The organism is Dictyobacter sp. Z7_2 (assembly GCF_057551105.1).
Genome location: NZ_BAAJPE010000002.1, coordinates 3,975,817 through 4,000,404, shown reverse-complemented (window position 1 = coordinate 4,000,404; position 24,588 = coordinate 3,975,817). Strand labels below are relative to the sequence as shown.

The window sequence follows — 24,588 nt, the reverse complement described above, 5'->3', positions numbered from 1 at the left end:
CATCCTCAGACAGCAACATATATGCAGGTGCATAAATTGGCAATGTTCATCCTCTCCCACAAAAGAAAGGATCATATCTAGCTTGATTGTACGCCAAAATCTATCTGATTGCACAACTCCACTGAGCACAAATCCATCACAGCTATCAATAGGTCTGCTCTTCTGTCTTGAGCGACTGCGTGCTTTCGCGCTTGCCCATGGGATGAGCGGATGTCGCAGCTAATAATTCAGGCGCAGGCTCTCTACTCATCGACCTGACAGAACGAAGTAGCCAGAGACCGCTGATCTGTCCCAGCAGGACAGCAATCACGCCTCCAGCCAGGCTACAAACCAGATAGAGTAAGGCCAGAAATATCTCCTGTGTGGAGAACAGCGTGACATCACCTAGAGCCAGACTGCTAAACGTCGTATAAGCCCCCAAAAAGCCAACGGTGAGTAGCAGGCGACGTGTGGGACCTATAAGGAAAGCCGCCTCGGCCAGTACCGTCAGGAACGCCAGCGCAAAGGCTCCGGTCACATTGATCAGCAAGATATCATAGGGCCAGCCATTGCCCAGCGTCCCCTGAATGGCACGGCTCAAGAGATAGCGCGTGATCGTGCCCAGGAAGCCACCACAGAAGACAGCTAGCAAGCGTCTCCAATGAAAATGCTCTTTTGACATCACAGCCACCATCCTAACGCAATGCCAAGACTGGTCGCCAGCAGACCAAAGAGCACATTTTCACTGAAATACAGCACGCTCATGCGTAGACTACCACCCCGAGCGAGCTGCACCCCTTCCCAGGACATCGTGCTAAAGGTCGTGTAACCGCCAAGGAAGCCAGTAGCAAGTACCAGCTGTACAGCCGGGCTCACGATATGATGAGCGGTGAGTCCAAAGAGCAAACCGATAAAAAAGGAACCACTGACATTAATCACCAACGTGCCAAGGGGAAAAGTCGATCCGACCCGGCTGGCAATCAAGTGGCCCAGCAAATAGCGAGCGATCGCGCCGAGAGCGCCGGCCAGCCCAATAAGGCTCAGTTGTAATAAGAACGCAATAGACATAAGCAGTATGTCACCTCTTTAATCCACACTACATGCACAAAAAAGCTCCTGGCAATGTCGTCTTACGAGACATTGTCAGGAGCTATTAGCGACTTTGCGGTTCAGTCAAAATTATTATTTGACCTGGCGAGCTCCATCACCATCAAATGCGAAAAGATATTATCTATACTATACCATATCAGCTCGCCCTGTGTACTATCCTGATCTCATCCATTAATCCTCGACTTATCAAATACCATATGATCTCCAAATACCGCAAATCTTTACAACATTCTTATGAGATCTCTGCTGCTTTATGGTAAAGTGTATGTAGCTGCTTCAATAAAATCATTTAAACACGTATAGTCTCTATTTTTCTCTATGTAGTCACTCTGCCTTCAAAAACGAGGAGAGCAGAGCTAACGTTAATCAGAAGTTGCATTCCATATCGCCGATGAATCATGAAAGAGGACAGATAAGGGAGTTGAGGAGGGATATTATGGAGAGTCGGGGGAACCATGTCTATAATCTGAAACTTGATATGCTCCTGGCGGTGCTCGGCGCAAATCGTCAAACATGCGAACTGTGGGCCGAGGTATCAGCCACCACACTTGGGGCTGCACGCAAAGCCAAAGGCATCAGCGGGACCAGCACAGCCTGCACCATTGAACTCTCGATCATCCAGGGGCGTATCCGTTCTTGCGCGATCGTGGGACGACAGGGGCAGATGCAACTCCAGGGGCAGGCTGCACTTGAGCTCTGTGCGCTCTGTGGAGAGCTCTCATGGATCGTGCGTCCTGATCCCAAACACTCACTGGCACTTTCTCAGTATTCTCCAAATCATGATAGTCGTAAGCAGGAAGCTCAAAGCCACATACGCAGTACTCCTGCACCATTTTATGTCACACGCTACCTGGATTGTGCGGAGGAACAGTTCAACGCGCTTCCGCGCAGAGATCGGCAGGTATGGATGATTCTCGGGAATGGTCCACGAGCGGTCGATGAGCTCTGTCATATGCTTCATCTCTCCTATGAACAACTCATCCCAATCCTCAACAAGCTTGCCGCCTTACATGTCGTACGTTATCTACGCGATGAGTAGTTACTTTGCTCTGCTTTTGAAACATTTTTGAAAGGATTCGTGATGCCAAATTTACCCTTTTCACAAGAGGAGGCCATTTTCCCTCTCCTATCCCGGCTCAATGAGACATTCCCTGATCCCTTTGTCTTTTCGTTGCAGGGCGGCCTGATGGTAATCTCTGCGGTGAAAGCGGCGCTCGAACTTGATCTTATCAATCATATCCAGCCAGATCAACCCAAAGAACTGGCTCGCCTGGCGGAGGAGATAGATGCTCATGAGCCCTCACTCTATCTCCTCCTACGTGCGCTGGCAAGCATCGGCATATTCAGCGAAGTCGATGAAAATACGCATGCCTTTGTCCATACAGAACGTTCGCTACGACTGATGTCAGATGCAGATCTGGTGCGCTTAGCGACGGCAAGTTATCAATGGCGAGCCTGGCAACATATGAGCCATACGATTCGGACAGGAGAATCCGCCATTGCCGGACTGTATGGCGAGGGTGAGAACATCTGGACACTGCTCCAGCGCGCACCAGAAGAGAGTCGAACATTTCAACGCGGATTAACTGTCGCCTCCCAGCTCGTACTCCCAGCGGTACTTGCAACCTACGATTTTGCTGAGGTGCGGCATCTGGTGGACGTGGGAGGAGGACACGGCAAACTCGCCGTACAGGTATTACAAAAGTATCCCGGACTGACAGCAACGCTTTTTGATCGCCCAGCCATCATTGAACAGGTAGAGCAAGGACCAGCCAAAGAGGTTCCACCGGAGATCGCTCCCCGCTATCAACGCCAAAGTGGAGACTTCTTTGATCAGATTCCAGTCCAGGCCGATTGCTATGTGCTCAAAAATGTCCTGATGGACTGGCCCGATTCAGAATATCTACAAATTATTGCCAATTGTAAGCGAGCCATGGATACCCCATCTGGACGCATCCTGGTCATTGAACCAATCATCAGCGAAGAAGCTGCCTTCACCAAATTTTTTACGCTTCAGATGGCGATCATGATGGGAGGGGCACATCATCGGACGTTAGAGGAGCATCAAGCGCTCTTCGCGACAATCGGATTTGACTTGACGCATGCTATCCCATTGGGGTTAGAGCAACTAGCACTTGAGTTTCGACGAGCGGTGTCGCAGGTAGAAGGGAAGGATTAGTATTATGCGCAACCAGGGAAGACCAGAAGCAACAGTTCATATACAAGAATTTCAGGGACAACAGGATACATTTTTGGAGCGACCTAAATCCTCATCAACTTTTTTGTCGACAGATGAAGATATTAATCACCCCTGGCGCGCCATGTGGTATCGCCTGGCGGCGTATCCTTTGCCGACGGATCGACTCGCAAACTTTCAAGATCGAGAAAAATCCCGCCGCAGTCGCATGGCCAGCATCATCCTCGTGGCGCAACTCGTGCTGATCGAGCTTCCTGTCGTACCAGTGGTGCTGGCAGGCTCAAACGGAAGCATCGTGATAGGGCCACTATTGATTTGTATCTTATCCCTGTTTCTCGCATTCTTCTGTAATCGCCGTGGGAACCTGAACATTGCGGGTCTTCTGATGGTTGCATCGATAGAAGCCACCGTCATCCTAAAAGTCGTCACTGTGACGGGAGGCATCAACGTCTTCACGCTCCCCATGCTTGATATCCTCGTGCAACCGATCTTGATCGCTGTGGCCTTGCTTCCAGCCTGGAGCGCTTTCGCTGTCGGTGGCTTCAATATTGTTGTGATTATAGCGCTCATGGCCTTTGCTCCACACGCACCAGATCTGGTCGCGGTCCTCAATTCACCCGCCGATGTTGGCGATGTCTATGCACGACCCATTATGCTACAAGTCATCACAGCATTCTTCAGCGCGCTCCTTGTCTCCAGCTTGCTGCAAGCCACAAAGCGCGAAAATCAAGCGGAGCAGGTCGTGGCGCTCAATTTGATGCTGGCAGAAAGTCGAGCGGAGGCAGACAAGCGCCAGGAAGAGTTCGAGTCGGGAATACAGGCCATCAGCCAGGCCATTCAAAGCGTGTCCAACAGTCACTATGACACACGCGTACGTCTCTCATCCACGCACGAACTCTGGACCGTCGCAGAACAGCTCAATCGGCTCTTTGACCGTTATCGTAACGCCTGCGCCTCCGAAGCCACGCTAGAGGTAACAGCACAAGCCGTCAATGAACTTGTCCTGGAAATGCGCAAGGCACAAAGGGAAAAGCGTCTGATGAAGATCCCGCCGCGCCGTAATACACCTCTCGATGCCTTGCTGCACGCTCTGCATACAGCAAGGTAAATGAAGATATCGTGTGTGACGATCGCAATAGTAATTATCTGAGCGATTGTGATCATCACACACGATGAGTGAAGCGGGTTGACAAAACATACTTTGTGATGTTTTCGAGCGAGAGCGTTCTAAATGCCTCTCGGATTGTGGCTAAGCCATGCCACTTAAGCGCCAGCGAATTTGATCGGCGTTACGCGTCAAGCGCTTGAAGATGTTGTGTCGCAAACGGTATATTTCCTGGACGTCTTGAAACTCTTTTGGGCAGAAAGAGATGATCTCTCGCGCTTTGAGTCCACAGTGGAAATGCAGATAGGCGAGGCGGATCTCACGTTCATTGCTGAGCAACGAGCGGACAATGTGCCACAATTCTTCGCTATCATCTTGTTCTTCGGCAGCCATCTCTCCGATCTCCATTGCATCGTTAGCATCAGGCAGGGATATCTCATTGGGATGGGTGTAAATACGTAACGTATCCATGATGGCACCATTGAGGCTGGCGCGTAAATAATTCAGAGCAGCGGCCAGTGTAACAAAGTGGAGTTCTGAATTATTGATACTTGCCTGCCAGAGTCGCGTAAAGGCTTGTGCGACATAGTTCTCTTCGGTATCAAGAGCGTAGGCACGCTCACGTTTGGTATGACGACGCATCCAGCTGAAGACCAATCCCCCGAAACACTGCTGTAATACGTCCCAGGCTTGCTCATCTTGCAATTTCATAGCTCGACGAAAAATTTCGAGCGCATAACAATCATCCCCAACCTCACCGCGACAATATTTCTGCATTTCTTCTTTACAATATGCGGCTAGCTCCGTCAGATGCATATAATTCACATGCAGTGGAGTGGATAGTAGCGACAAGGACATCATTGGACCAGCCGTAACTGTTGCATATTCTACTGACACACATACACCTCAATTAATATTTCTTGTACAAATCTAAAAATTGGCATCTATAAATGATACTAAGGATTCACATACCACGACCACGTATTAATTATTCATGCATCTTCATTGTACAGGCTGATCGTTACGGAAACGTTACGGAAAAAGAAAAATTCCACAAAAAAATCAGAGGCATAGCGATCTGACGCATCCTCTGATTTTTTACGCTACTCTATTGAGCGGGATTTTTCTGATCATATGTATCGCGCAAGCTGCCCATCTGTTCTTGCGATGACCAGGCGGTTCCCTCGTCGCGACCGGGTGTCTGAGCGGAGGCCCCAGGCTTATTGATGGCATGTCGCACCCCGCTATGTGCAGGATCATAACCCTCACGCTCCTCGCCTTGAGGAGCGGCATAATCCTCACCCTCAGTCTCGGCATAGCCGTCGACGAGCCCCTCACGATCCTTTTGTCCGGGCACAGTCCTGGTTGGCTTGCCTTGCGTCTGCCTCTGCTGTATTCTTTCAGGAGTTGTACCTTCAGCGATTGCCTGAGCATTCAAAGCCTTACGCTCATCATCACTCATACGTGTCGGCTCTTGATGATTATCCATATTCAGTGCTCCATTCTTATCTAAATGCGGGTGTAATTCACTTGACCAGTGTCGAGCGAAGCGTGCGACGCTACGAGGTCTTCGTTTCCCTTGACCCCTTTTCAGGGCGATAAGTACTACAACTCTCACGTATGAGAGCGGGGCAGAAGTTTCAATCCAGCATGCGCAGAGCTTCCAGCATTGAGGTTTTGCGCTCTATAAATACGCCATTGGCGAGATGTATGATAGACACGCCAGATCTAACTACATGGCTCAGTTTTATTTCCGCTTTAAGGAAGCGGCAAAAGAATAGTTGAGTAGAAATACAAAAAAGATTTTAAAGGAATTGCCCGTGGAACTAGCTATCACAGCCGATCAAATAACATCATTAGCACCAGATGCCAGTGCGGCAAGTGCTGGTAGAAAGCTCTCCGCGCAAAAAAACTGGAAGAACGTAGGATACAATACCCAGGCGCTCTGGGGAGAGTGTCAGGGAAGTGCACTCTATCAAGTACGGATCGAACTTGCCACACTCACAGCGCAATGCAATTGTCCCAGCCGTAAATTGCCCTGCAAACATAGCCTGGGACTCTTGCTCCTGAGCGTCAACACGCCCACGGCCGTCATCGAAGGTGAGCCACCTGAATGGGTGGTAAGCTGGCTAGCCAAGCGTGCTGCCAATCAAAAGCGCAAGGAGACTATCGCAGCCAAGCCGGCAGAGCCAAAGTCGGCCGAAAATACACAGAAAAGCAAGGAGAAGCGTCAAGCCAAAGTCAAACAAGGCATTGAACAGCTTGATCTCTGGCTCAATGACCTGATACGCAACGGCCTGGGCAGTTTGGAGTCACAATCGACTTCAATCTGGGAGCAGCAAGCGGCTCAAATGGTCGATGCGCAAGCCACAGGCCTCGCGGCCAGCATTCGTAGTATGGCAGCCACGCCACACTCATCGCAGGCATGGTCCGAGAAACTGCTGGGACAACTGGGAAAGTTAGCGCTGCTGACGGAAGCCTATCAGCACATTGAGCGTGCTCCAGAACCGCTACAGGAGGACATTCAGCAAATGGTAGGCTGGACCCGCAAAGAACCTGAAGTCATGGAACACGGAACACATGTAACTGATGACTGGCTTTTCCTTGGACAGCATTCTGAGCATGCCGAACGTTCTGAAACAAAATATAACTGGCTTCAGGGCATTACCACAGGAAAAACGGCATTGATACTCCAATTTTCCTTTGCCGGCAGTCCATTTAACGCAAACTATCCGGTTGGCATCAGACAAAGAGCCGAGCTTGCTTACTGGCCCGGAGCTGATCCACAACGCGCACTGGTGGTGCAACAAGTGGGAGAGATTACTCCTATTCAAGCTTCCTTACCCGGTGTGGCAACGTTCGACGCTTTTTTCGAGCAAGTTGCCCAACAACTCTCTAATCAGCCGTGGCGCGAACGCTTTCTATGCATTCTATCCTCCGCTCTACTACTCTACGAACCGTCACAACAACGCTGGTCGCTACGCGATCAAGCCGGACGCGCACTCCCGCTCACTCCATCATACGAGTATTGGAGATTACTTGCGCCCGCTGGAGGGTATCCGGTCGACTTTGTCGGCGAATGGAATGGTGAGACGCTCTTACCACTGGGTATCCTGGCTGATCAGACGTATCACCGCCCGTAAAAACCTTTGTAGAAAGATGGACTTGAGTTTATGGATGAATTTCTTACTGCCGCCGTGGTGGGGACAGCTCATTATAAAACCACCTTACCGGTCACGCAGAGCGCAGTAGATACGCTCACCGGACAAAGCACGTCGGAACAAAAAGAACGCGCATTCTTACTGGCTGCCGGAGCGCGAGCCATTTATCAACAGGCCGGCAAGAGAGCATTAGAAGCTCCGGAGCCACCAGCACCAGCCGCTCCTGAAACGCTCCCAGCCTGCTCGGAACGGATAGCGTATTCTCTCTGGGATCTTCTCACAAAAGCGAGCCATACAGCATTACCCGAAGAAGCCTTACAGCGGCTTCAGAGAGCACAGTTAAGAATTCCTTATAGGCTCTTAAATGAGTATCTGGACTATGGAACAAAAAATAAACAGTTCCGCGCTGCTTTGATCCCTGTCCTTGGCGAACGTGCTCGCTGGCTCAGTCAGTTCAAAGATCTCTGGAACTGGGTCGACGATGGGATAACTGAGACAAATGGAATACTTCCCATAGAGGCCGAGACAATCTGGCAAGAAGGCAAACGTGAGCAGCGTCAGGCAATTTTACAACGCCTACGTGCGCAGGATCCAGATAAAGCTCTTGCCTGGCTGCAAGCGGTCTGGCAAGATGAGAAGGCTGAGGAGCGCATAGCTTTCCTGTCATGCCTGCAAGAGGGCCTGTCGAATCATGATCAAGCCTTTATCGAGCGGGCATTAGAGGATCGCAGCGAAGGAGTACGACAGACAGCCGTCTTTCTGCTTTATCAGCTGCCTGAATCGCCGCAAATGCAGCTCTTAATCAAGACGATCGATGCGATGTTAGACTATAAGAAGGTGAAGCTTCGACAACGGCTGATCGTGACATTGCCTGAAAAGATGACGCTGGAGTGGAAAAGTGCGATCGCTATCAGCAAGATTAAGCAGGATGACGACCATAACTCTGACTATTGGCTACATCTTGGGCTTGCGCATATCCCGCCGCAACACTGGGAAGAACGCTTTGCCAGTACGCCAGGGACATTGGTCAGCGTGATCAAAGACTCGCCTCATGGGAAAGTGCTCCTGCTGGACATTATGCAAGCAGCCGCCCTGCATAAAAGCGTTGATTGGTATACTCCGCTGTTGGATTGGTATCTGCGCACAGATCAAAAAACACCGATGAACGAGGTATGCAGTCAGATGCTGAGCAGACTCCCGGCGACTACCAGAGAAGAGCTGATTGCGCCACTCCAAACGGATCAAGAGCACTGGCACCTGGCAATTGAACTACTGCCAGCTCCGTGGAGTAGCACCTTTAGCCAGCACTGTCTGAAGATGCTCACCGACTATGCACGGGACGAGAAGAATGAAAACTATACATTCTGGTCTCAGATTCTCACAACCGTCGTAGAGGCTCTACACCCATCTTGCTTCGAACAAACACAGGCATTACATAATCTACCGCAGCCTGAAAAAGTTTCCTGGCAGTTACAACACAAATATCGTCATATCGCCCAATTTATCGAACTCATTCAACTACGAAAACGCATTTTAGAGGAGATTTAATCGTATGACTACTACAAATAGCGATACAACGGCCGTCTCAACCAGCACACCACAAGCGATCTTGCGACAACATGCAGAACAGCAATTCGCGGAAGAATTGGCCGAATTGGCAAAAGTCGATACCCGTCAGCGCCCACCCAACTGGCTCCTCTCGCCATGGGCGGTACGCACCTATCTGATGGGTGGTAAGCTCGCCAATGGTTTTGAGATCACTCCCAAATACGTCGGCAATCCGCGCCTGATGGAGATCGCCATTGCGACTATCGCGACAGATCGTGCCCTTCTCCTCTACGGCGTCCCAGGCACAGCCAAATCGTGGGTCAGCGAACATCTGGCCGCAGCGATCACAGGAGATTCGACTCTGCTCATCCAGGGAACTGCTGGCACAGACGAGAACGCCATTCGCTACGGCTGGAATTATGCGCGCTTACTCGTCGAAGGTCCATCAGAGGCTGCTCTGGTAGTAAGTCCGATGATGAATGCGATGCAGGAAGGTAAGGTCGCTCGCATTGAGGAGCTGACACGTATTCCCAGCGAAGTCCAGGATACGTTGATCACCATCCTCTCCGAAAAAACCTTGCCCGTGCCCGAACTCAATACCGAGGTCCAGGCCCGTAAAGGCTTCAGCGTGATCGCGACCGCCAACAATCGCGATAAAGGCGTCAATGAGCTCTCCAGCGCACTGATGCGCCGCTTCAATACCGTCATTCTGCCACTGCCAAATACGATCGAAGAAGAGATCCAGATCGTGGATCGACGCGTTGAGAGCCTGGGCAAAGCGTTAGAGCTGCCCGCAGAGAAGCCCGCCCTCGAAGAGATCCGCCGCGTCGTCACCATCTTTCGTGAACTGCGCTCCGGCATTACTAGAGACGGCAAAACCAAGATCAAATCCCCCAGCGGAACGCTCTCGACAGCCGAAGCCATTTCAGTGCTCAACAGCGGTCTGGCCATGGCCGGCTACTACGGCGATGGAAAACTCCATGCCGCCGATATCGCTTCTAGCTTGACTGGCGCAGTAATAAAAGATCCAGTTCAGGATCGCATCGTCTGGCTAGAATACCTACAGACCGTGGTCAAGGAGCGCGACGGTTGGAAAGACTTATATCGAGCGTTTAATGAGGTGCTCTAAATGACGACAACTGTCTTTGGCATTCGCCATCATGGTCCGGGGTGTGCACGCGCACTGCTTGCCTCCCTCAAGAAGCTCAAGCCAGACATCGTGCTGGTCGAGGGACCTCCTGACGCTCAGGAGGTTCTACACTTCCTGGGGCAGAGCGATATGAAGCCACCTATCGCGTTGCTGATCTACGCACCAGAACAACCGAAAAAAGCCGTCTATTATCCCTTTACCACCTTTTCGCCGGAGTGGCAGGCGCTGAAGTATGCGATTAAAGAGAAGATCCCTGCACGCTTCATGGATCTTCCACAGGCGATTCAGCTGGCAAAGAGATCTGATGATGAGGCAATCACAGCTGAAACAGAGGCGCTCACTCAAGAAGAGGAAACCGCAGCACCACCTGCAACGCAAAACAATACGCAGACGCTCTCGCCAACCGATCAGGATCAGGAAGAGGAGCAGGCAGAGCTGAGCAAAGATCCTCTGACGCTGCTGGCTCTGGCGGCCGGATATACCGATCAGGAACTGTGGTGGGAGCGCCAGATTGAGCAGCGTCAGCAAGCCTCCAATCTCTTTGAGAGCATTTTAGAAGCGATGACTGAGTTGCGCAGCGGCACTCCACTCAAAGATGAGGAGGAGGCTCAACGCGAGGCATGGATGCGTCAGTCAATCCGGGCGGCACAAGCTGAGGGCTTTCAGCGCATCGCCGTCGTCTGCGGTGCCTGGCATGCTCCAGTGCTGGTCGATCCCGGATCTGAGCAAGCAGATCGCGAGACGTTGCGCGGGCTGAAGCAGATCAAGGTGGCAACAACCTGGATTCCCTGGACAAATTCACGGCTTTCGTATAAGAGTGGCTATGGCGCAGGCGTCAGCTCGCCAGGTTGGTACGCTCATCTCTGGCAAACGAAAGATCGCGTTACGATCCGCTGGATCACCAGGGCAGCTCATCTGCTCCGTCAGCAGGGACTCAACGCCTCTTCGGCCAACGTCATCGAAACAGTCCGTCTCAGCGAGACGCTGGCTGCGATGCGTGATCTGCCTCAGCCGGGCATGGCAGAGCATAATGAAGCGATCCTGACCGTACTCTGCAACGGCGATAACGCTCCGATGCAGCTCATTCGCGAGCAGCTTGAGATTGGTGAGCAGCTTGGGCATGTCTCGAAAGATGTTCCGGCGGTTCCTCTCCAATATGATCTGGAGAATCTCCAGCGTCGGCTACGACTCAAACCATCGGTAGAAAAAGCAACGCTGGAATTAGATATCCGCAAGGCTACCGATCGCGCTCGCAGCCAGTTACTCCATCGCTTACGACTGCTCTCAATTCCCTGGGGTAAACAGACACAGGTGCGAGGAAAAGCCGGCTCTTTCCACGAACATTGGCAGGTCCAATGGAAAGTCGAATTTGCGCTGGCGATCATTGAAGCCAATATCTGGGGCAACACGATTGAGGTTGCAGCCAGTTCCTACATCTGTGACACCGCACACAAACAGAGCGAGTTACCTGAGCTCACCGAGATCCTGAATGAGACCATCCTGGCCGAGTTACCGGAAGCTATTGAGCAGCTCCTGGCAGCGATCCAGCAGAGAGCAGCGGTGTCGGCCGATGTTCAACATCTGATGGATGCCTTGCCGCCACTGGCACGTGTCGCTCGCTACAGCGATGTCCGCCAGACCAAAGCTGAGCACATCCTACCCATCATAGACGGCCTCTTCGAGCGTAGCATGATTGGTCTGCCTGCGGCCTGCTCCTCACTCGACGACGATGCCGCTCAAAAGATGATCGGTAGCCTGGATCATGTCCAGGAGAGCGTCCAGCTACTCGACCGTGAGGATCAGAGAGCCATCTGGCACGCAACTCTGAGAACGCTGGCCGAGCGCGAGAGTATCCATGGCCTGGTCCGTGGACGCTGCTGCCGCCTGCTGCTGGATCAACAGGCGCTTACTGATACCGACATGCAACGCCTGACAAACCTATCATTATCATCGGCGATCCCTATCACGCAGGCAGCAGCCTGGATCGAAGGAGTCATCCGAGGCAGTGCGCTACTCATACTCCATCAGGACGACCTCTGGTATGCCCTCGATCGCTGGCTCAATACATTGGATGGCGACAATTTTACTGCACTCCTGCCCATTTTACGGCGCGCCTTCTCAAACTTTCAACCGCCCGAGCGTCGAAAAATGGGAGAGAAAGTCACAAAATTACATCGTCCAACCACGCAGGCCGCTGGTGCCGGTGGTACATCCGAGGATGCACGACTCAACCAGGAGCACGCACAGCTTGTGCTCCCCATACTAGCACAACTCATGGGGGTCTCATATGGCAATTGATGAAACCGAGCGCCTGCGTCGCTGGAGACTGGTCCTGGGAAAGCACGCGGCAGAGGGGCTCACAGGGAGTGAGGGTCAGGGCGAAGAACAGGGAGGAACTGATTTAGCCGGCGCCGATCGCTCTATGGATCAGGTATTAGAAGCGCTCTATGACTCTGAGCGCTCCGGCGGATTGGGGAGTTCGGCCCCTAATGTATCACGCTGGCTCGGCGATATTCGTACCTACTTTCCATCTCCGACCGTTAGCCTGATGCAGAAGGATGCTTTGCAACGCTTGAATCTGACGCAGATGCTGCTTGAACCAGAAATGCTTGAGCAGGTCGAGGCCGATGTGCATCTCGTAGCGACGCTCCTCTCGCTCAGTCGGGTCATCCCTGAAAAGACCAAGGAGACCGCTCGTCAGGTCGTACGCAAAGTCGTCGAGGAACTGGAGCGCAAGCTGGCCAATCCCCTGCTACAAGCCGTGCGAGGTAGCCTGAATCGCGCCACAAGAAACTACCGTCCAAAAGCCAACGAGATCGATTGGGATCGCACCATTCGCCTCAACCTGAAGAACTATCTGCCAGAGCAGCGCTCAATCATCGTCGAGCGCCTGGTCGGACACGGGCATAAACGCTCCTCGTTACGCGATATCGTCCTGTGCGTTGATCAGAGCGGCTCGATGGCAAGCTCGGTCGTTTACGCAGGTATCTTCGGAGCCGTATTGGCAACCCTGAAAGCGGTCAGCACGCGCATGGTCGTCTTTGATACCGCAGTAGTCGATCTAACCGACGATCTGCAAGATCCGGTCGATCTGCTCTTCGGGACACAGCTAGGCGGCGGCACCGATATCAATCGCGCCCTCACTTACTGCCAGCAGACGATCACGCGACCAACCCAGACAATTCTGGTCCTGATCACTGATCTCTATGAGGGCGGTGACAATGAGGGCATGTTGCGCCGAGCCGCCGAGTTGGTAGCAAGTGGTGTGCAGGTCATCTGTTTGCTGGCGCTCAGCGATCAGGGAAGTCCCTCCTATGATCATCACAACGCGGAAGCGCTGGCGGCGCTGGGCATCCCCGCCTTCGCCTGCACGCCAGAGCTGTTTCCCGATCTGATGGCGGCAGCGATCCAGCGTCAAGATCTGAATATGTGGGCAGCCAGCAACGATATCGTTTCAACGCGCACCCAAGCCTGATAGTAGCGTCGTACGCTTGCGTACGATGTCCCACTCGACGTACGACACAGTAGCATCTCGGCGAGCCACGCCGGGGGGCTTGATCGTACGCGTTACTGGGACATCGTACGCAAGCGTACGACGCTACTATCGGGCTGGTTCTGAGATGGTGCTGCGATCGATAAAGGTAATACAATTGAGAATGTGCTTCCTTTTTTGAGCTCACTCTCAACTTCAATATGTCCACCATGGCGTTCAATGATCTGCTTGGAGATATACAATCCCAGACCAAATCCGACGCTAGAGCCTCTTTGTACCTCAATATCCGGTACACGATAGAAGCGCTCAAAAATGAATGGCAGCCGTTCGGGAGGAATACCAACGCCGGTGTCATGCACATTGATGCGATATTCATGCTCCAGACGCACTACGGCTACGTCAATTGCAGAATTTGGGGCTGAATATTTACGGGCGTTCGAGAGGAGGTTTAAAATCACTTGACTGAGACGTTCAATATCCACATGCGCCTCGATGGGCTGATCGGCCAGCGTCATGTGGATGATTGGACGCGGGTTGGTGCCCAGCACAAACTCATCAACCAGACTGTGAGTGAGTTCAGAGATATTGCAACTGCGGCAATAGAGGTCGAACATGCCCATTTCAAGCAAGGAGATATTGAGCAGGTCGTTGACCAGGACTTCAATGCGGCGTATGGAGTTTTCCATGCTAACCAAACTGGGAATCTCTGGTGAATTGGCGCGTGCCAGGCGCCGATGGAGAAGTTGAGTCATCCCCTTTAAGCTCGACAGGGGTGTCTTTAATTCATGCGAAGCCATACTCAGAAATTCATCTTTAACGGCGTTTGCTTCCACCAATTCACGCGTACGCTCCTGTACGATGCGCTCCAGGGACTTGGCATGCTGCTCCAGTGCCTGTTGCTGCGAGATGACCTGACGGCTCAGCTGTCGCGTCTGCGTGGCGCGACGGAGTGCTGCCACAAAGTATTCGCGATCGATTGGCTTCTGGATAAAATCATATGCGCCGCCGCGTAGCGCTCTGATAGCCAGGCTGTGATCCCCATGCCCGGTGATCAGCAGCGTAGGAGTCGCAGGGCGCAATTCCTGCACCTGAGCGAGAAGAGCTAGCCCATCCATGCCTGGCATCTTAATATCGCTCACAATGGCATCGTAGTCATTGCTTTTTATCAGCTCCAGGGCCTCCAAAGCGCTATCAGAGACATCTACCCTGGAGCCGGGCAAGCGCAGATGGAGCGCCTGGGGGAGCGCCTGTAACAGAGCCGTATCATCATCGACAATGAGAATATATGCTTCACTCATAATAGCAAGTCCACTCACTCACTTCACAATTCGCCCTCGGTCAACGGAAGCTGAATCCAGAATAGGGCACCCTCTCCAGGATGGTTCTCGATCATAATGGTTCCTTGATGCTCTTTGATAATGCCATAGGTGATTGATAGTCCCAGACCTGTACCAGCACCGACATCTTTGGTCGTAAAAAATGGATCGAAGATACGCTGCTCAAGCCCTTCAGGTATCCCCGGACCGGTATCTGCGACGCTAATCAGCACCATCTGCTCCTCAACCGTACAGGTGATAGTGATGACTTTCGGTGTGACGTCGTTCATAGCGTCACGAGCGTTGGTCAAAAGATTGATAAAAACTTGCTCTAATTGGATCGCATTCCCGGTTACGATGAGATCCTGCTCAGGAAAATGGCGGATCACTTCGATCTGCCGTAAGCGCAACTGCTCCTGCATCAGCGAGATAGAGCTCTCAATCACACGTGTCAACACCACGGGCTCCCGACTCACCGAAGCGGCGCGGCCAAATGTGCGCAGATGTGAGATGATCTCGGTCGCCTTACGAACCTGATGCATGGCGCTATCGAGCTCCTGGAGGATGCGTTCAGGCTCAGTATCAGCCATCCCCAGCTCAATTAGATCGATCGCGTTGCCCACAAATAGGCCGATATTGTTCAATGGATTATTTAACTCATGCGCAACGCCCGTTGTCAATTCCCCTAACGTCGCCAACTTGCCCGCCTGCACCAACTGCTCCTGCTTCTCGCGCAATTCCAACTCGCGCTGCTGCACCTCCTCCGACGTCTCTTTAAGATCGCTCATGATATGGATCATGGCTTTGCGACTATTCTCCAGGCGCACATTCGATTGATGAGCATCCTGCAAGATATGCATCAATGCGCGACGAGAATTATCCAGGCGCTCCGTCTGTTTCTCCAGTCGACTACGATCATTCTCGTAATCGGCGAGGATATGAATCATCGCCTTGCGCTGATCATTCAACTTACGATTGACCATATTCAGATCACTGAGAATATGGATAAATGCACGACGACGCTCTTCGCTTTTGACGATCCGCTTTTCAAGCAGAGTATTTTCGTCCATGAGCCGCTGATACGCCCGGCGCAGTTGATCCAGGTCCATCTCTTGATAATCGGCAGCTACGGGTACAGACTGAAGCATGAGATTCATTTACGCTGGTCCTTCACCTTTTCCAATTCACGCTTTAAATTATCGATCTCCCTCTCCAGAGCGATCATTTTCAGCTCGCGACCAACCACCACCTCCTCAAACTTCTCCAGATCGAGGATCTTCTCCTGCAACTCAGACTTGGATTCCTGCAAATCCTGCAAGACCTTCTCATACGCACGCATATCGCGCAGGATACCGATCGCACCGATCGCCTTGCCATCTGTATCGCGCAACGCCGACGCATTCAACGTCGTTGGGATCACCTCATTGGACGCTGTCCGTGGATTCAGGCGCGCATTTCGCGTCGTCCCACGATTGATCACTTCCTCAAGCGCCGCCAGAAACTCGCGCGTCTCCTCCGGACTGATAAAGCGTGACAACGACTGCTCCAGTACCTCATCAGGTCGAAAACCGAGCAACTCATAGACCGCATCATTAGCTGAGAGAATCTTCCCCTCCAGATCTGACACAAAGATCGGGTCCGGCGCATTCTTGATCAGGCTATCAGCCAGAGCGCGAGCCTTATCCAGCTCACGCATATCGCGCAGGATACCGATCGCGCCGATCGCCTTGCCATCCGTATCGCGCAACGCCGATGCATTCAACGTCGTCGGGATCACCTCATAGGACGCCGTCCGCGGATTCAAACGCGCATTCCGCGTCGTCCCACGCTCGATCACTTCCTCGAGCGCCGCCAGAAACTCGCGCGTCTCCTCCGGACTGATAAAGCGTGACAACGACTGCTCCAACACCTCATCGGTACGAAAACCGAGCAGATCGTAGACCGCATCATTAGCCGAGAGAATCTTCCCCTCCAGATCTGACACAAAGATCGGGTCCGGTGCATTCTTGATCAGGCTGTCCGCGTAAGCGCGAGCCTTATCCAGCTCACGCATATCGCGCAGGATACCGATCGCACCAATCACCTTGCCATCCGTATCGCGCAGTGCCGACGCATTCAGCGTCGTCGGGATCACTTCTCCCGATGCACTCTGCGGATTCAAACGCGCATTCCGCGTCACGCCGCGCTCGATCACCTCACGCAACGCAGCCGTAAACTCGCGCGTCTCCTCAGCACTGATAAAGCGCGACAACGACTGCTCCAACACCTCATCGTTGCGAAAACCGAGCAGCTCGTAAACCGCATCATTGGCCGAAAGAATCTTCCCCTCCAGATCAGAAATAAAAATTGGATCGGGTGCATTCTTGATAATAATATCTGCATCAAGAGACCCGATCGACTTGCTTCCCGCGTGCTGCGACGTTGTGGAGATGTGCGTGTTATGATCAAGCATGGAAATTACCCTCCGCTCTCAAACAAAACCTTTATAGACAAACCACGCCCAAGCCTCAAAGCACTCAACCGTAGCTGCATAGACAGATAATTCGGCACCTTATATCCATTCTTAGAATGAAGAGATATCAAAAAGTATAACAGAACATTTTCACAATACGCAAGTGTTCAAAACTGATGCGTTTCCTACAAAATAGCCTCAACAACTCATCATACATATATGTACACGAACAAAATCATACCGTTCGTCAGATCCAGAGCCATCACAGCCCCATAGTACCACGCCATCACTGGCACAGCCTACTTTGTCCAGGCCGCAGCAAATTAAAAATTATCTCCCCAAAACTATTGACTTCCCGCTGTGGATGCGGTATTATTCATTCCGTCAAGTACTTGCCGATGTGGCGGAATGGTATACGCGCCTGTCTCAAAAACAGGTCCCGCAAGGGTTGAGGGTTCGACTCTCTCCATCGGCACTCTGTAGTTAAAAAAAGTGTCTCACATAGCTTAAACGCTCACGTGAGACACTTTTTTTGTGCTCCTAAAACTTTTACTTTTCTATAGCAAGGACGTCTAATAGTGTAGTACCACCTGTAGATCATTAGAGTGAAGATAAATAATTTTTATCCCGTGGAGAAGAAAATGATGGAAAAGTGGGAATATCTCCACTTGAAGCTCTTGGCAGAAGAAATTATACCAACCCTTGATCACTATGGCTTAAATGGTTGGGAGCTGGCCAGTATGATTGTGCTACGCTACGAATTAGTCCCTTATTCCACACAGCCAGCATATGAGCCCACAAAATTTACAGCCGTCCTCAAACGCAAATTGCAATCTTCTACTATGACATAATAATATAGCAGTTTTTCTACAATCACTGCATATCTATGTGCTAATGTTAACAGAAATATCAAATAACTGTTGTATCCAGGAAACAAATAATTGAGCATGGGAAGCCTCATGATTAAAGTAGCGTTTAGTAATGGCTTGCCCCATAGGTTTGCTGGGTTCTTCATAAGTCCTTCATTCATGGTTTAGCGAACCTCTATCTGTTCTCGAGTTGCGATACGCAATTTTTGTTCATCAAAAATTGTTGCGTCTATATCTCCATTGCGATTCTCAAGACGGACCAGGAAAGCACCATCGGGCGCCCCTTGATCATCATTAGATTGAGAAGCCTGTTGAAAAGCAACAACACTATCCCAACTATGAGTAGTAGCAAAAACTTGAATATTAAGCTTAAGTGCTATATGAAAAATCAAATTCCATATATCTGTATGTGCAGAATAATGCAAACCGTTCTCTACCTCATCAATAAGTAAGATACCATTCTCCGCATTCACCAGGGCGAGCGCAATACCTAGCACACGCTGCATGCCATCCCCTAAGCTTCGAATAGGTAGAGGCTCTCGTATTCCCGCTACTTTCACAATGGTATAGCGCTCTCTCGCCGACTGAGGATCACCAACAAGGCTAATTGCTTCAACACCAGGAGCAATGATCTTTAATGCATTTAATATTTCTCCCTCATGATCTGTTAGAGCTATTTGATCCCAAAGAGTACTAATCGTACGCTTATCCAGGCCATTCGCATTAATGAGGACACAATTGACATCACGTGACTCTCCTCTCAGCATACGTGGCGAATTAGAAGAGATAGGATAAGTTGATCCACGATTCTTTTTGCCATATTTTATAGAGAAGCGAGGAATAGGGTCCTCTACTACAGTCATTTCTTCAAATAACACAGGCTGTAAACTTATCTTTCCCTCTTCATCTTCTTTTGAATAAAAAAATTCTATACTGAGGGAAAGCATCTTATCGGAAGAGCCAATTGGCCCAATATGGATAGCTTTAGAAATATCCTTTACATCTCACGACCATAAAATAAATATTTTGCAGAAAGCAAGGCATCTTCATCAACCTGATTTTGAAGTCTAATGCTGGAATTTCGTCGCGAAAGGACCCCTTCGTCATGAGCTTCTAACATTTGCCATAATATAGTTGGAAAACCCCTATGAGCATAAATTTGCAATGCGTCTAAAAGACTTGACTTCCCTACATTGTTTTTACCAACAATTAAGTTTACTCGACCCAATTGCCGAATACGCAGGTCTTTAAAGCCCCTAAACTGTTGAATCATAAGGGAGTTTAACAAAATTTTTCTCACATCATTTCCTTCTCTTACCATATAAGTAGCCCCTCACCAGAAAGTATCTATCCCAAAGTTATTATAACACTTTCTCAATTTACCCTCCATAATATAATTGTACAAAAATATATATAAAAATTCAAATATGACAGATCACCACTCGTAAGCCCGTAAATTCAATATTTTATGTTTACAAAGTCTGGCTTAATCCACTGGTAGCTAATATTAGAATTATCAGGTAATACACCTTTAATCAGATTAACGACTTTCCGGAAGTAGATATATAGCCTCTAATGCTACAATATAAGAAGCAAATCGGGCTTTAAATGAAAATTTGGCGCAGGGGAGAGGTGGTATGGAAGCATTCAATTCGGAGCAAACGCTTGCTCGCTTCATTGAACTCTACAAGCAACGAGGCAGCGAGATCGAACGCTGCCCAGACCTTCAACTAAGCATCAGTCAAGGTGCTTACGACTTCAGATTAGAGGTCGACAATAAGATACAGGCGCTTGAAATCGAGGCCGAGCTCAACGGTTTTTATCTTGCATGGACATTTGATCAAAGTACAAACAATGTCAAGTATAACTGTCAGCAGATAATTACTCAAGAAGATGAAGCATATCTGGAGTGGGAGCAGGATGAGTAGCGGAATTAATACAAGATAACACAAAAATGGAGATTGTGTTATCTTGTATTATCAGGTATATCAGCGTGAGACGAGCACAACGACACTACGATTTCTTACATGATAGTTATTCCCTGTTATGACAATCTGTTCGTTTTGTGCGGCGAGATCTTGAGGAGGAGCTTCAAAGGTATCCACTACCCGATACCACTGCCGGTTTGTAAGGACGGGAAGTTCAAAATCAAGATCCTGCCAATCCATATTCAGCATTACATGAATGTCAGCAGCGTTCGCCACCCCGCCCAGGGTAAATGATAGTACATGCGAATTCTGATCCTGCCAGCCGGGATGATAAAGCTGGCAACCATGCCATGAGATATCCGCCAGACCGCGCTCATTCATCTGCCCGGTAAAAAATTTGTTGCGCCTCACGAGAGGATACTCTTTCCGAAACGCAATCATGCCTTTGAAGAAGCGGAAGATCTCCTGGTTCTTTTCCACCAGCTTCCAATCAAACCAACTGATCTCATTGTCCTGACAGTACGCATTATTGTTGCCCCTTTGTGTGCGCCTGACCTCATCGCCATAGACAAACATCGGGACTCCCTGTGAGAGCATAAGAATCGCCGTAAAGTTTTTAATCTGTCTTTTACGCAACGCCTCGACGGCTGGATCGTCTGTTTCTCCTTCTACCCCGCAATTCCAGCTCATATTATCATCCATGCCATCGCGATTGCCTTCGCCGTTCGCTTCGTTATGCTTATAGTTGTAGCTGACAAGATCATTGAGTGTAAAGCCATCATGGGCAACGATGAAATTGACACTGTTAATCGGCGACTTGTCAGAGTGTTCATAGATGTCTGCACTGCCTGCGATCACATCAGCCATGCGTCCAACCAGCGTCTTGCTCTCGAGGTAGCCACTATCGCCTTTGACAAAATGTCGCAGCGCATCCCGATAGCGTCCATTCCATTCGCCCCAACGATAGCCTGGAAAGTAGCCAACCTCATAGAGACCAGCAGCATCCCAGGCTTCCGCGATCACTTTCGTCTCGACCAGATCGTTTGACAGCTCGATATCCCAGACCACTGGCGGATACGACAATGGCTGTCCATTATCATCTCGACACAGTATCACAGCCTCATCGAAACGAAAGCCATCGACGTGCATCTCGTTAACCCAATACTGTAAGGCATCGACAATAAGCACCTCCATGATAGGATGGTTCGCATTCAGGGTATTACCGCAACCGGAGTAATTCATGTAATATTGCCGATCCTGACTCGAGAGGATATAGTACATGGCATTTGCAAAGCCTTTGAAGTTGATGCTGGGTCCCTGGTGATTGCCTTCACCGGTGTGATTGAAAACTACATCGAGAATCACCTCAATGCCCGCTTTGTGCAGCGCTTTCACCATATCTCGAAATTCTGTGATATGACCACCACTTTCCGGCGAGATACAATATGAGGATTGCGGCGCAAAAAAACCAAAGGGATCGTATCCCCAATAATTTGTCAGTGGTTGACCATTGAAAGGATTAATCTGCTTGGCCTCTTTTTCATCAAAGTCAAAGATCGGCAGGAGCTCAACGGCCGTGATACCCAGATCCTGCAAGTAGGGGATCTTCTCGATAATGCCATCAAACGTCCCGGGATGTTGCGCTCCCGAGGCCGGATGCTGCGTAAAGCCGCGCACATGCATCTCGTAAATGATGGTATCTTTCATCGGTCGTCGTAGAGGATGATCACCTTCCCAGTCGTAGCCAGAGATATCGACAACCACGCTCCGCATAGAGTATGCCAGATTATCAGCATCATCACATGCTCGCACGCGGTCCCAGAGATCATCGGTATTGCCTCTGGCGTAAGGATCAATCAGTACTTTGCGGGGATTAAAATGTGTCCCGCGCCCATGAGGATCGTCAGGGCCATCAACACGATAGGCATAGTGCGCGCCAGGCTTCAATCCTCGCACATACACATGCCAGAAATGAAACGTCCTATTATTATCGGGATCAAAGCGCACGATCTGTCGCGGCTCGGGATCATTGGCACGATCAAACAATAAGAGTTCGACCGACGTCGCCTGCTCGGAAAAAACAGAAAAGTTTACACCATCATGATCCGGCGTTGCTCCTATTGGACGTGGATATCCCTGCTCAATCTGATACGGAGATAACGCGGCATCCATCTGTAATATATTATGTACTGCATCAGCCATTTTTCACTCCACGCAAGTATGACACGATTAGTCGAAACATATGCACTACAATAATGGTGGTAGTTTTTCGTTTCTGCCCTGGTTTAGTGTACCATAGAGTGCTTTATAAACGGTTTGTAGAGGCTCTATCTTTGATCTCCCCCTGTAGCCTGAAAAATCAGTACATGCCCTGATACAGTTCACCTCGCACAATAGCCTGATATAATGCATCAGTCTGCGGCAAAGGCTTGGCATCAAGCTCTTCCTGAAGCACATGGCGACAGCGTTGATAAACACGTAGAGATTCGTCCCGTCTCCCCTGCAAGGCATACATCTGCATCAGCAATTGATAGGCAACTTCATCGCAGGGATTCTCTTGCATGATCGTGGCAACCCAATGCACAACAGTCTCAAAGGAACCTCGCTCCAGATAATAAGAAGCCAGGGCCAGGCACATGTTCACATGGATCTGACGCAGTTGTAGCCGGCGCGTATAAGACCAGTTGGTATACAGATCCTCGATCAGAAAGGGAGTAACATACAAAGCACATGCCCGTTCAAAGTAGGCAACGGCAGCATGAGCATCGACTCGCCTTCCCTTCTCATAGAGAGCCAGAAAGATATCAACATCGGTACTGATAGAAACTGCCGGATTGAGAAAGTACATGCCACTCTTATAACGAATATAGCCTCCCGGCGATTCGCCGACAGCCCTCAACGAGCGACGTAGGATACTGATTGTCACTTGTAATCGGCGCAACGCCACTTCAGTACTCTCTTCGGGCCAGAAAAGAGTCATCAGCGTATCCGCAGTGGCACTGTGGCTGGTCTGAGCAATCAAGTAGCGCAGGATAGCCTGCCCATTGCGATTAGCACACAGTTCAATCGGGGTGTCTCGATACCTTATTTCAAACTGACCCAGGCAGACAGCAAAACAGTCCGAATTGACAGTCGCGTTTTCGCCGACAGTTGAAGAGAGATTTGTTGGTGGTTGTATCATAACAGTTTTCCTCATTTCTTACGTGCTACGTACAAATTCCATAGACACACAATACATTTCGTATCCAGGACAGCAATAGAAATCATAAAACAAGGTAATAACACTCCAGGACAGAAATGAGGGCTCGCTCGCGAAATAATCTTTTGTGTAGACACAATCTGCCAGGTAAACGGTGGGACATGCCAAAATCTGCATGCCCGTATTCATATTAAACTATATCTATGCAATTACTCGAATAACAAGCAGGCATAACAAGTACTCGCTATATGCCACCTGTATTACCACCATTGACCAAGTACATAGGTAATATGAAGTGCTCGTAAACCGTTTAAGATACTATTATACGATATAATTTGGAAGGAGCAACCATATGAAACCCGAATATTTATTTATGAGTGTGGACGACTACCTGGCGCTAGATAATCATAGTCTCGATGCGCGCTACGAATATCTCGATGGGGAAGTCAAGATGTTAGCAGGTGGAAGCACATACCATTCTGCACTCAGCTCACGACTCGGGGCAGTTTTAGAGCAATCGTTAGAAAAGAGCCCATACTGGACATATAACTCAGATATACGCTTGGAGCTCTCAGAATCCTACTACGTCTATCCTGATCTCAGTGTGAGTTGCGAAGAAAGCGATCAGGCACTTGATGGCTCGATCCAGCATCCCTGCCTCGCCTGGTCGTTTCAGCATATGGATAGAGGTCTATCATCGCAAGAAAGACGGATGGAGGTTCCGCACTTATGGACCAGGAAGCATGGCCAGACTCGAACATCTGAACATCGAGTTCGCCGTTGATACTTTATATCGAGGCGTGGATCTACAGATCACGCGCAAAAAGATTCTTACATCGGGTTTCAATGATCAATCAGTATTCCCTGACCTTTAAGATTTTCCCTGCCATTGCGAATACCTTGCTGACATATAGGGACGATAACTAGCAGAAATAGTCCTTACTTCATCGATAAAAAGAAAAGCAACCTCACAATCAGCACTTGAACGATTCAACAATCCCATATATTTGAGTCTACTATGACCACCAAAATTACCCTTTATTAACACCAATACAATAATTTTCGTCTATATCAATTAATA

The 24,588-nt window shown here is 50.0% G+C and carries 22 protein-coding genes, 1 tRNA gene, 1 pseudogene and 1 riboswitch; of the genes and pseudogenes, 12 read left to right on the top strand and 12 right to left on the bottom strand.

Features of this window, described 5'->3' with window-relative positions:
* Positions 1–145: 145 nt before the first annotated feature.
* Both crcB (AC27N8_RS30260) and crcB (AC27N8_RS30255) read right to left on the bottom strand, forming a co-directional pair.
* Complete coding sequence (crcB, locus tag AC27N8_RS30260; protein WP_487072493.1) at positions 146–661, bottom strand: fluoride efflux transporter CrcB; 516 nt, start codon at positions 659–661, stop codon at positions 146–148.
* Positions 661–1,047 carry a fluoride efflux transporter CrcB gene (gene crcB / locus AC27N8_RS30255; protein WP_487072491.1) on the bottom strand — a complete coding sequence of 129 codons (387 nt, stop codon included), beginning with the start codon at positions 1,045–1,047 and terminating at the stop codon, positions 661–663. Before crcB (AC27N8_RS30255) ends, crcB (AC27N8_RS30260) begins: the two co-directional genes overlap by 1 nt.
* Before the next feature lie 69 nt (positions 1,048–1,116).
* Positions 1,117–1,197: riboswitch (Fluoride riboswitch) on the bottom strand.
* A gap of 328 nt (positions 1,198–1,525) precedes the next feature.
* Here crcB (AC27N8_RS30255) and AC27N8_RS30250 point away from each other — a divergent pair.
* From AC27N8_RS30250 to AC27N8_RS30240, 3 genes are read left to right on the top strand one after another with little or no spacing between them, the layout of a single operon-like run.
* Positions 1,526–2,128, top strand: coding sequence for a hypothetical protein (locus AC27N8_RS30250; protein WP_487072489.1), 603 nt, complete (start codon positions 1,526–1,528; stop codon positions 2,126–2,128).
* Between the two features lie 42 nt (positions 2,129–2,170).
* Complete coding sequence (locus tag AC27N8_RS30245; protein ID WP_487072487.1) at positions 2,171–3,268, top strand: methyltransferase; 1,098 nt, start codon at positions 2,171–2,173, stop codon at positions 3,266–3,268.
* 4 nt (positions 3,269–3,272) lie between these two features.
* Positions 3,273–4,394 carry a hypothetical protein gene (locus tag AC27N8_RS30240; RefSeq protein ID WP_487072485.1) on the top strand — a complete coding sequence of 374 codons (1,122 nt, stop codon included), beginning with the start codon at positions 3,273–3,275 and terminating at the stop codon, positions 4,392–4,394.
* A gap of 141 nt (positions 4,395–4,535) precedes the next feature.
* Here the strand turns inward: AC27N8_RS30240 and AC27N8_RS30235 are convergent, their stop codons facing one another.
* On the bottom strand, positions 4,536–5,288 hold the full coding sequence (locus tag AC27N8_RS30235) for a hypothetical protein (protein ID WP_487072483.1): 753 nt from the start codon (positions 5,286–5,288) through the stop codon (positions 4,536–4,538).
* Between the two features lie 211 nt (positions 5,289–5,499).
* Positions 5,500–5,880, bottom strand: a complete 381-nt coding sequence (locus tag AC27N8_RS30230) for a hypothetical protein (RefSeq protein WP_487072481.1) — start codon at positions 5,878–5,880, stop codon at positions 5,500–5,502.
* Between the two features lie 331 nt (positions 5,881–6,211).
* Here AC27N8_RS30230 and AC27N8_RS30225 point away from each other — a divergent pair, with 331 nt between their 5' ends.
* The 5 genes from AC27N8_RS30225 to AC27N8_RS30205 are packed head-to-tail and all read left to right on the top strand — an operon-like array spanning position 6,212 to position 13,725.
* Positions 6,212–7,534: an SWIM zinc finger family protein gene (locus tag AC27N8_RS30225; RefSeq protein WP_487072479.1), complete on the top strand. Its 1,323-nt coding sequence runs from the start codon at positions 6,212–6,214 to the stop codon at positions 7,532–7,534.
* Between the two features lie 30 nt (positions 7,535–7,564).
* Positions 7,565–9,100 carry a DUF5691 domain-containing protein gene (locus tag AC27N8_RS30220; RefSeq protein WP_487072477.1) on the top strand — a complete coding sequence of 512 codons (1,536 nt, stop codon included), beginning with the start codon at positions 7,565–7,567 and terminating at the stop codon, positions 9,098–9,100.
* A gap of 4 nt (positions 9,101–9,104) precedes the next feature.
* Positions 9,105–10,229 (top strand): ATP-binding protein, encoded by a 1,125-nt coding sequence (locus tag AC27N8_RS30215; RefSeq protein ID WP_487072475.1) that lies wholly within the window; start codon positions 9,105–9,107, stop codon positions 10,227–10,229.
* Positions 10,230–12,548: a DUF5682 family protein gene (locus tag AC27N8_RS30210; RefSeq protein WP_487072473.1), complete on the top strand. Its 2,319-nt coding sequence runs from the start codon at positions 10,230–10,232 to the stop codon at positions 12,546–12,548.
* The gene (locus AC27N8_RS30205) at positions 12,538–13,725 is read left to right on the top strand and encodes a VWA domain-containing protein (protein WP_487072471.1); all 1,188 of its coding nucleotides are present in this window, start codon (positions 12,538–12,540) and stop codon (positions 13,723–13,725) included. The genes AC27N8_RS30210 and AC27N8_RS30205 overlap by 11 nt, the downstream gene beginning before the upstream one ends.
* 92 nt (positions 13,726–13,817) lie before the next feature.
* On the opposite strand, the gene AC27N8_RS30200 is transcribed toward AC27N8_RS30205, so the two are convergent.
* Genes AC27N8_RS30200 through AC27N8_RS30190 form a run of 3 tightly spaced genes read right to left on the bottom strand, consistent with a single transcriptional unit; the run spans position 13,818 to position 17,511 of the window.
* Positions 13,818–15,041: a hybrid sensor histidine kinase/response regulator gene (locus AC27N8_RS30200; protein ID WP_487072469.1), complete on the bottom strand. Its 1,224-nt coding sequence runs from the start codon at positions 15,039–15,041 to the stop codon at positions 13,818–13,820.
* A 23-nt stretch (positions 15,042–15,064) separates the two neighbouring features.
* Entirely contained in the window at positions 15,065–16,216 is a 1,152-nt protein-coding gene (locus AC27N8_RS30195) for a sensor histidine kinase (protein WP_487072467.1), read from the bottom strand.
* Positions 16,213–17,511, bottom strand: a complete 1,299-nt coding sequence (locus tag AC27N8_RS30190) for a PAS domain-containing protein (protein ID WP_487072465.1) — start codon at positions 17,509–17,511, stop codon at positions 16,213–16,215. The genes AC27N8_RS30195 and AC27N8_RS30190 overlap by 4 nt, the downstream gene beginning before the upstream one ends.
* Before the next feature lie 394 nt (positions 17,512–17,905).
* On the opposite strand from AC27N8_RS30190, the gene AC27N8_RS30185 reads away from it, so the two are divergent.
* A tRNA-Leu gene (locus tag AC27N8_RS30185) sits at positions 17,906–17,986 on the top strand.
* Between the two features lie 166 nt (positions 17,987–18,152).
* Positions 18,153–18,362, top strand: coding sequence for a hypothetical protein (locus tag AC27N8_RS30180; protein WP_487072463.1), 210 nt, complete (start codon positions 18,153–18,155; stop codon positions 18,360–18,362).
* Between the two features lie 33 nt (positions 18,363–18,395).
* Here AC27N8_RS30180 and AC27N8_RS30175 read toward each other — a convergent pair.
* From AC27N8_RS30175 to AC27N8_RS30165, 3 genes and pseudogenes are all read right to left on the bottom strand, one after another.
* A pseudogene (locus AC27N8_RS30175) lies at positions 18,396–18,515 on the bottom strand (DUF3226 domain-containing protein); the annotation flags it as partial.
* A gap of 29 nt (positions 18,516–18,544) precedes the next feature.
* On the bottom strand, positions 18,545–19,327 hold the full coding sequence (locus AC27N8_RS30170; protein ID WP_487072461.1) for an AAA family ATPase: 783 nt from the start codon (positions 19,325–19,327) through the stop codon (positions 18,545–18,547).
* Positions 19,328–19,377: 50 nt separating this feature from the next.
* Positions 19,378–19,701, bottom strand: a complete 324-nt coding sequence (locus AC27N8_RS30165; protein WP_487072459.1) for an AAA family ATPase — start codon at positions 19,699–19,701, stop codon at positions 19,378–19,380.
* Between the two features lie 316 nt (positions 19,702–20,017).
* On the opposite strand from AC27N8_RS30165, the gene AC27N8_RS30160 reads away from it, so the two are divergent.
* Entirely contained in the window at positions 20,018–20,308 is a 291-nt protein-coding gene (locus AC27N8_RS30160; protein ID WP_487072457.1) for a hypothetical protein, read from the top strand.
* Positions 20,309–20,368: 60 nt separating this feature from the next.
* Here AC27N8_RS30160 and glgX read toward each other — a convergent pair whose 3' ends face one another.
* Both glgX and AC27N8_RS30150 read right to left on the bottom strand, forming a co-directional pair.
* Entirely contained in the window at positions 20,369–22,510 is a 2,142-nt protein-coding gene (glgX, locus tag AC27N8_RS30155) for a glycogen debranching protein GlgX (RefSeq protein WP_487072455.1), read from the bottom strand.
* Between the two features lie 157 nt (positions 22,511–22,667).
* The gene (locus tag AC27N8_RS30150; protein ID WP_487072453.1) at positions 22,668–23,489 is read right to left on the bottom strand and encodes an AfsR/SARP family transcriptional regulator; all 822 of its coding nucleotides are present in this window, start codon (positions 23,487–23,489) and stop codon (positions 22,668–22,670) included.
* A 370-nt stretch (positions 23,490–23,859) separates the two neighbouring features.
* On the opposite strand from AC27N8_RS30150, the gene AC27N8_RS30145 reads away from it, so the two are divergent.
* Positions 23,860–24,291: a Uma2 family endonuclease gene (locus AC27N8_RS30145; protein ID WP_487072451.1), complete on the top strand. Its 432-nt coding sequence runs from the start codon at positions 23,860–23,862 to the stop codon at positions 24,289–24,291.
* The last annotated feature ends 297 nt before the right edge of the window (positions 24,292–24,588 follow it).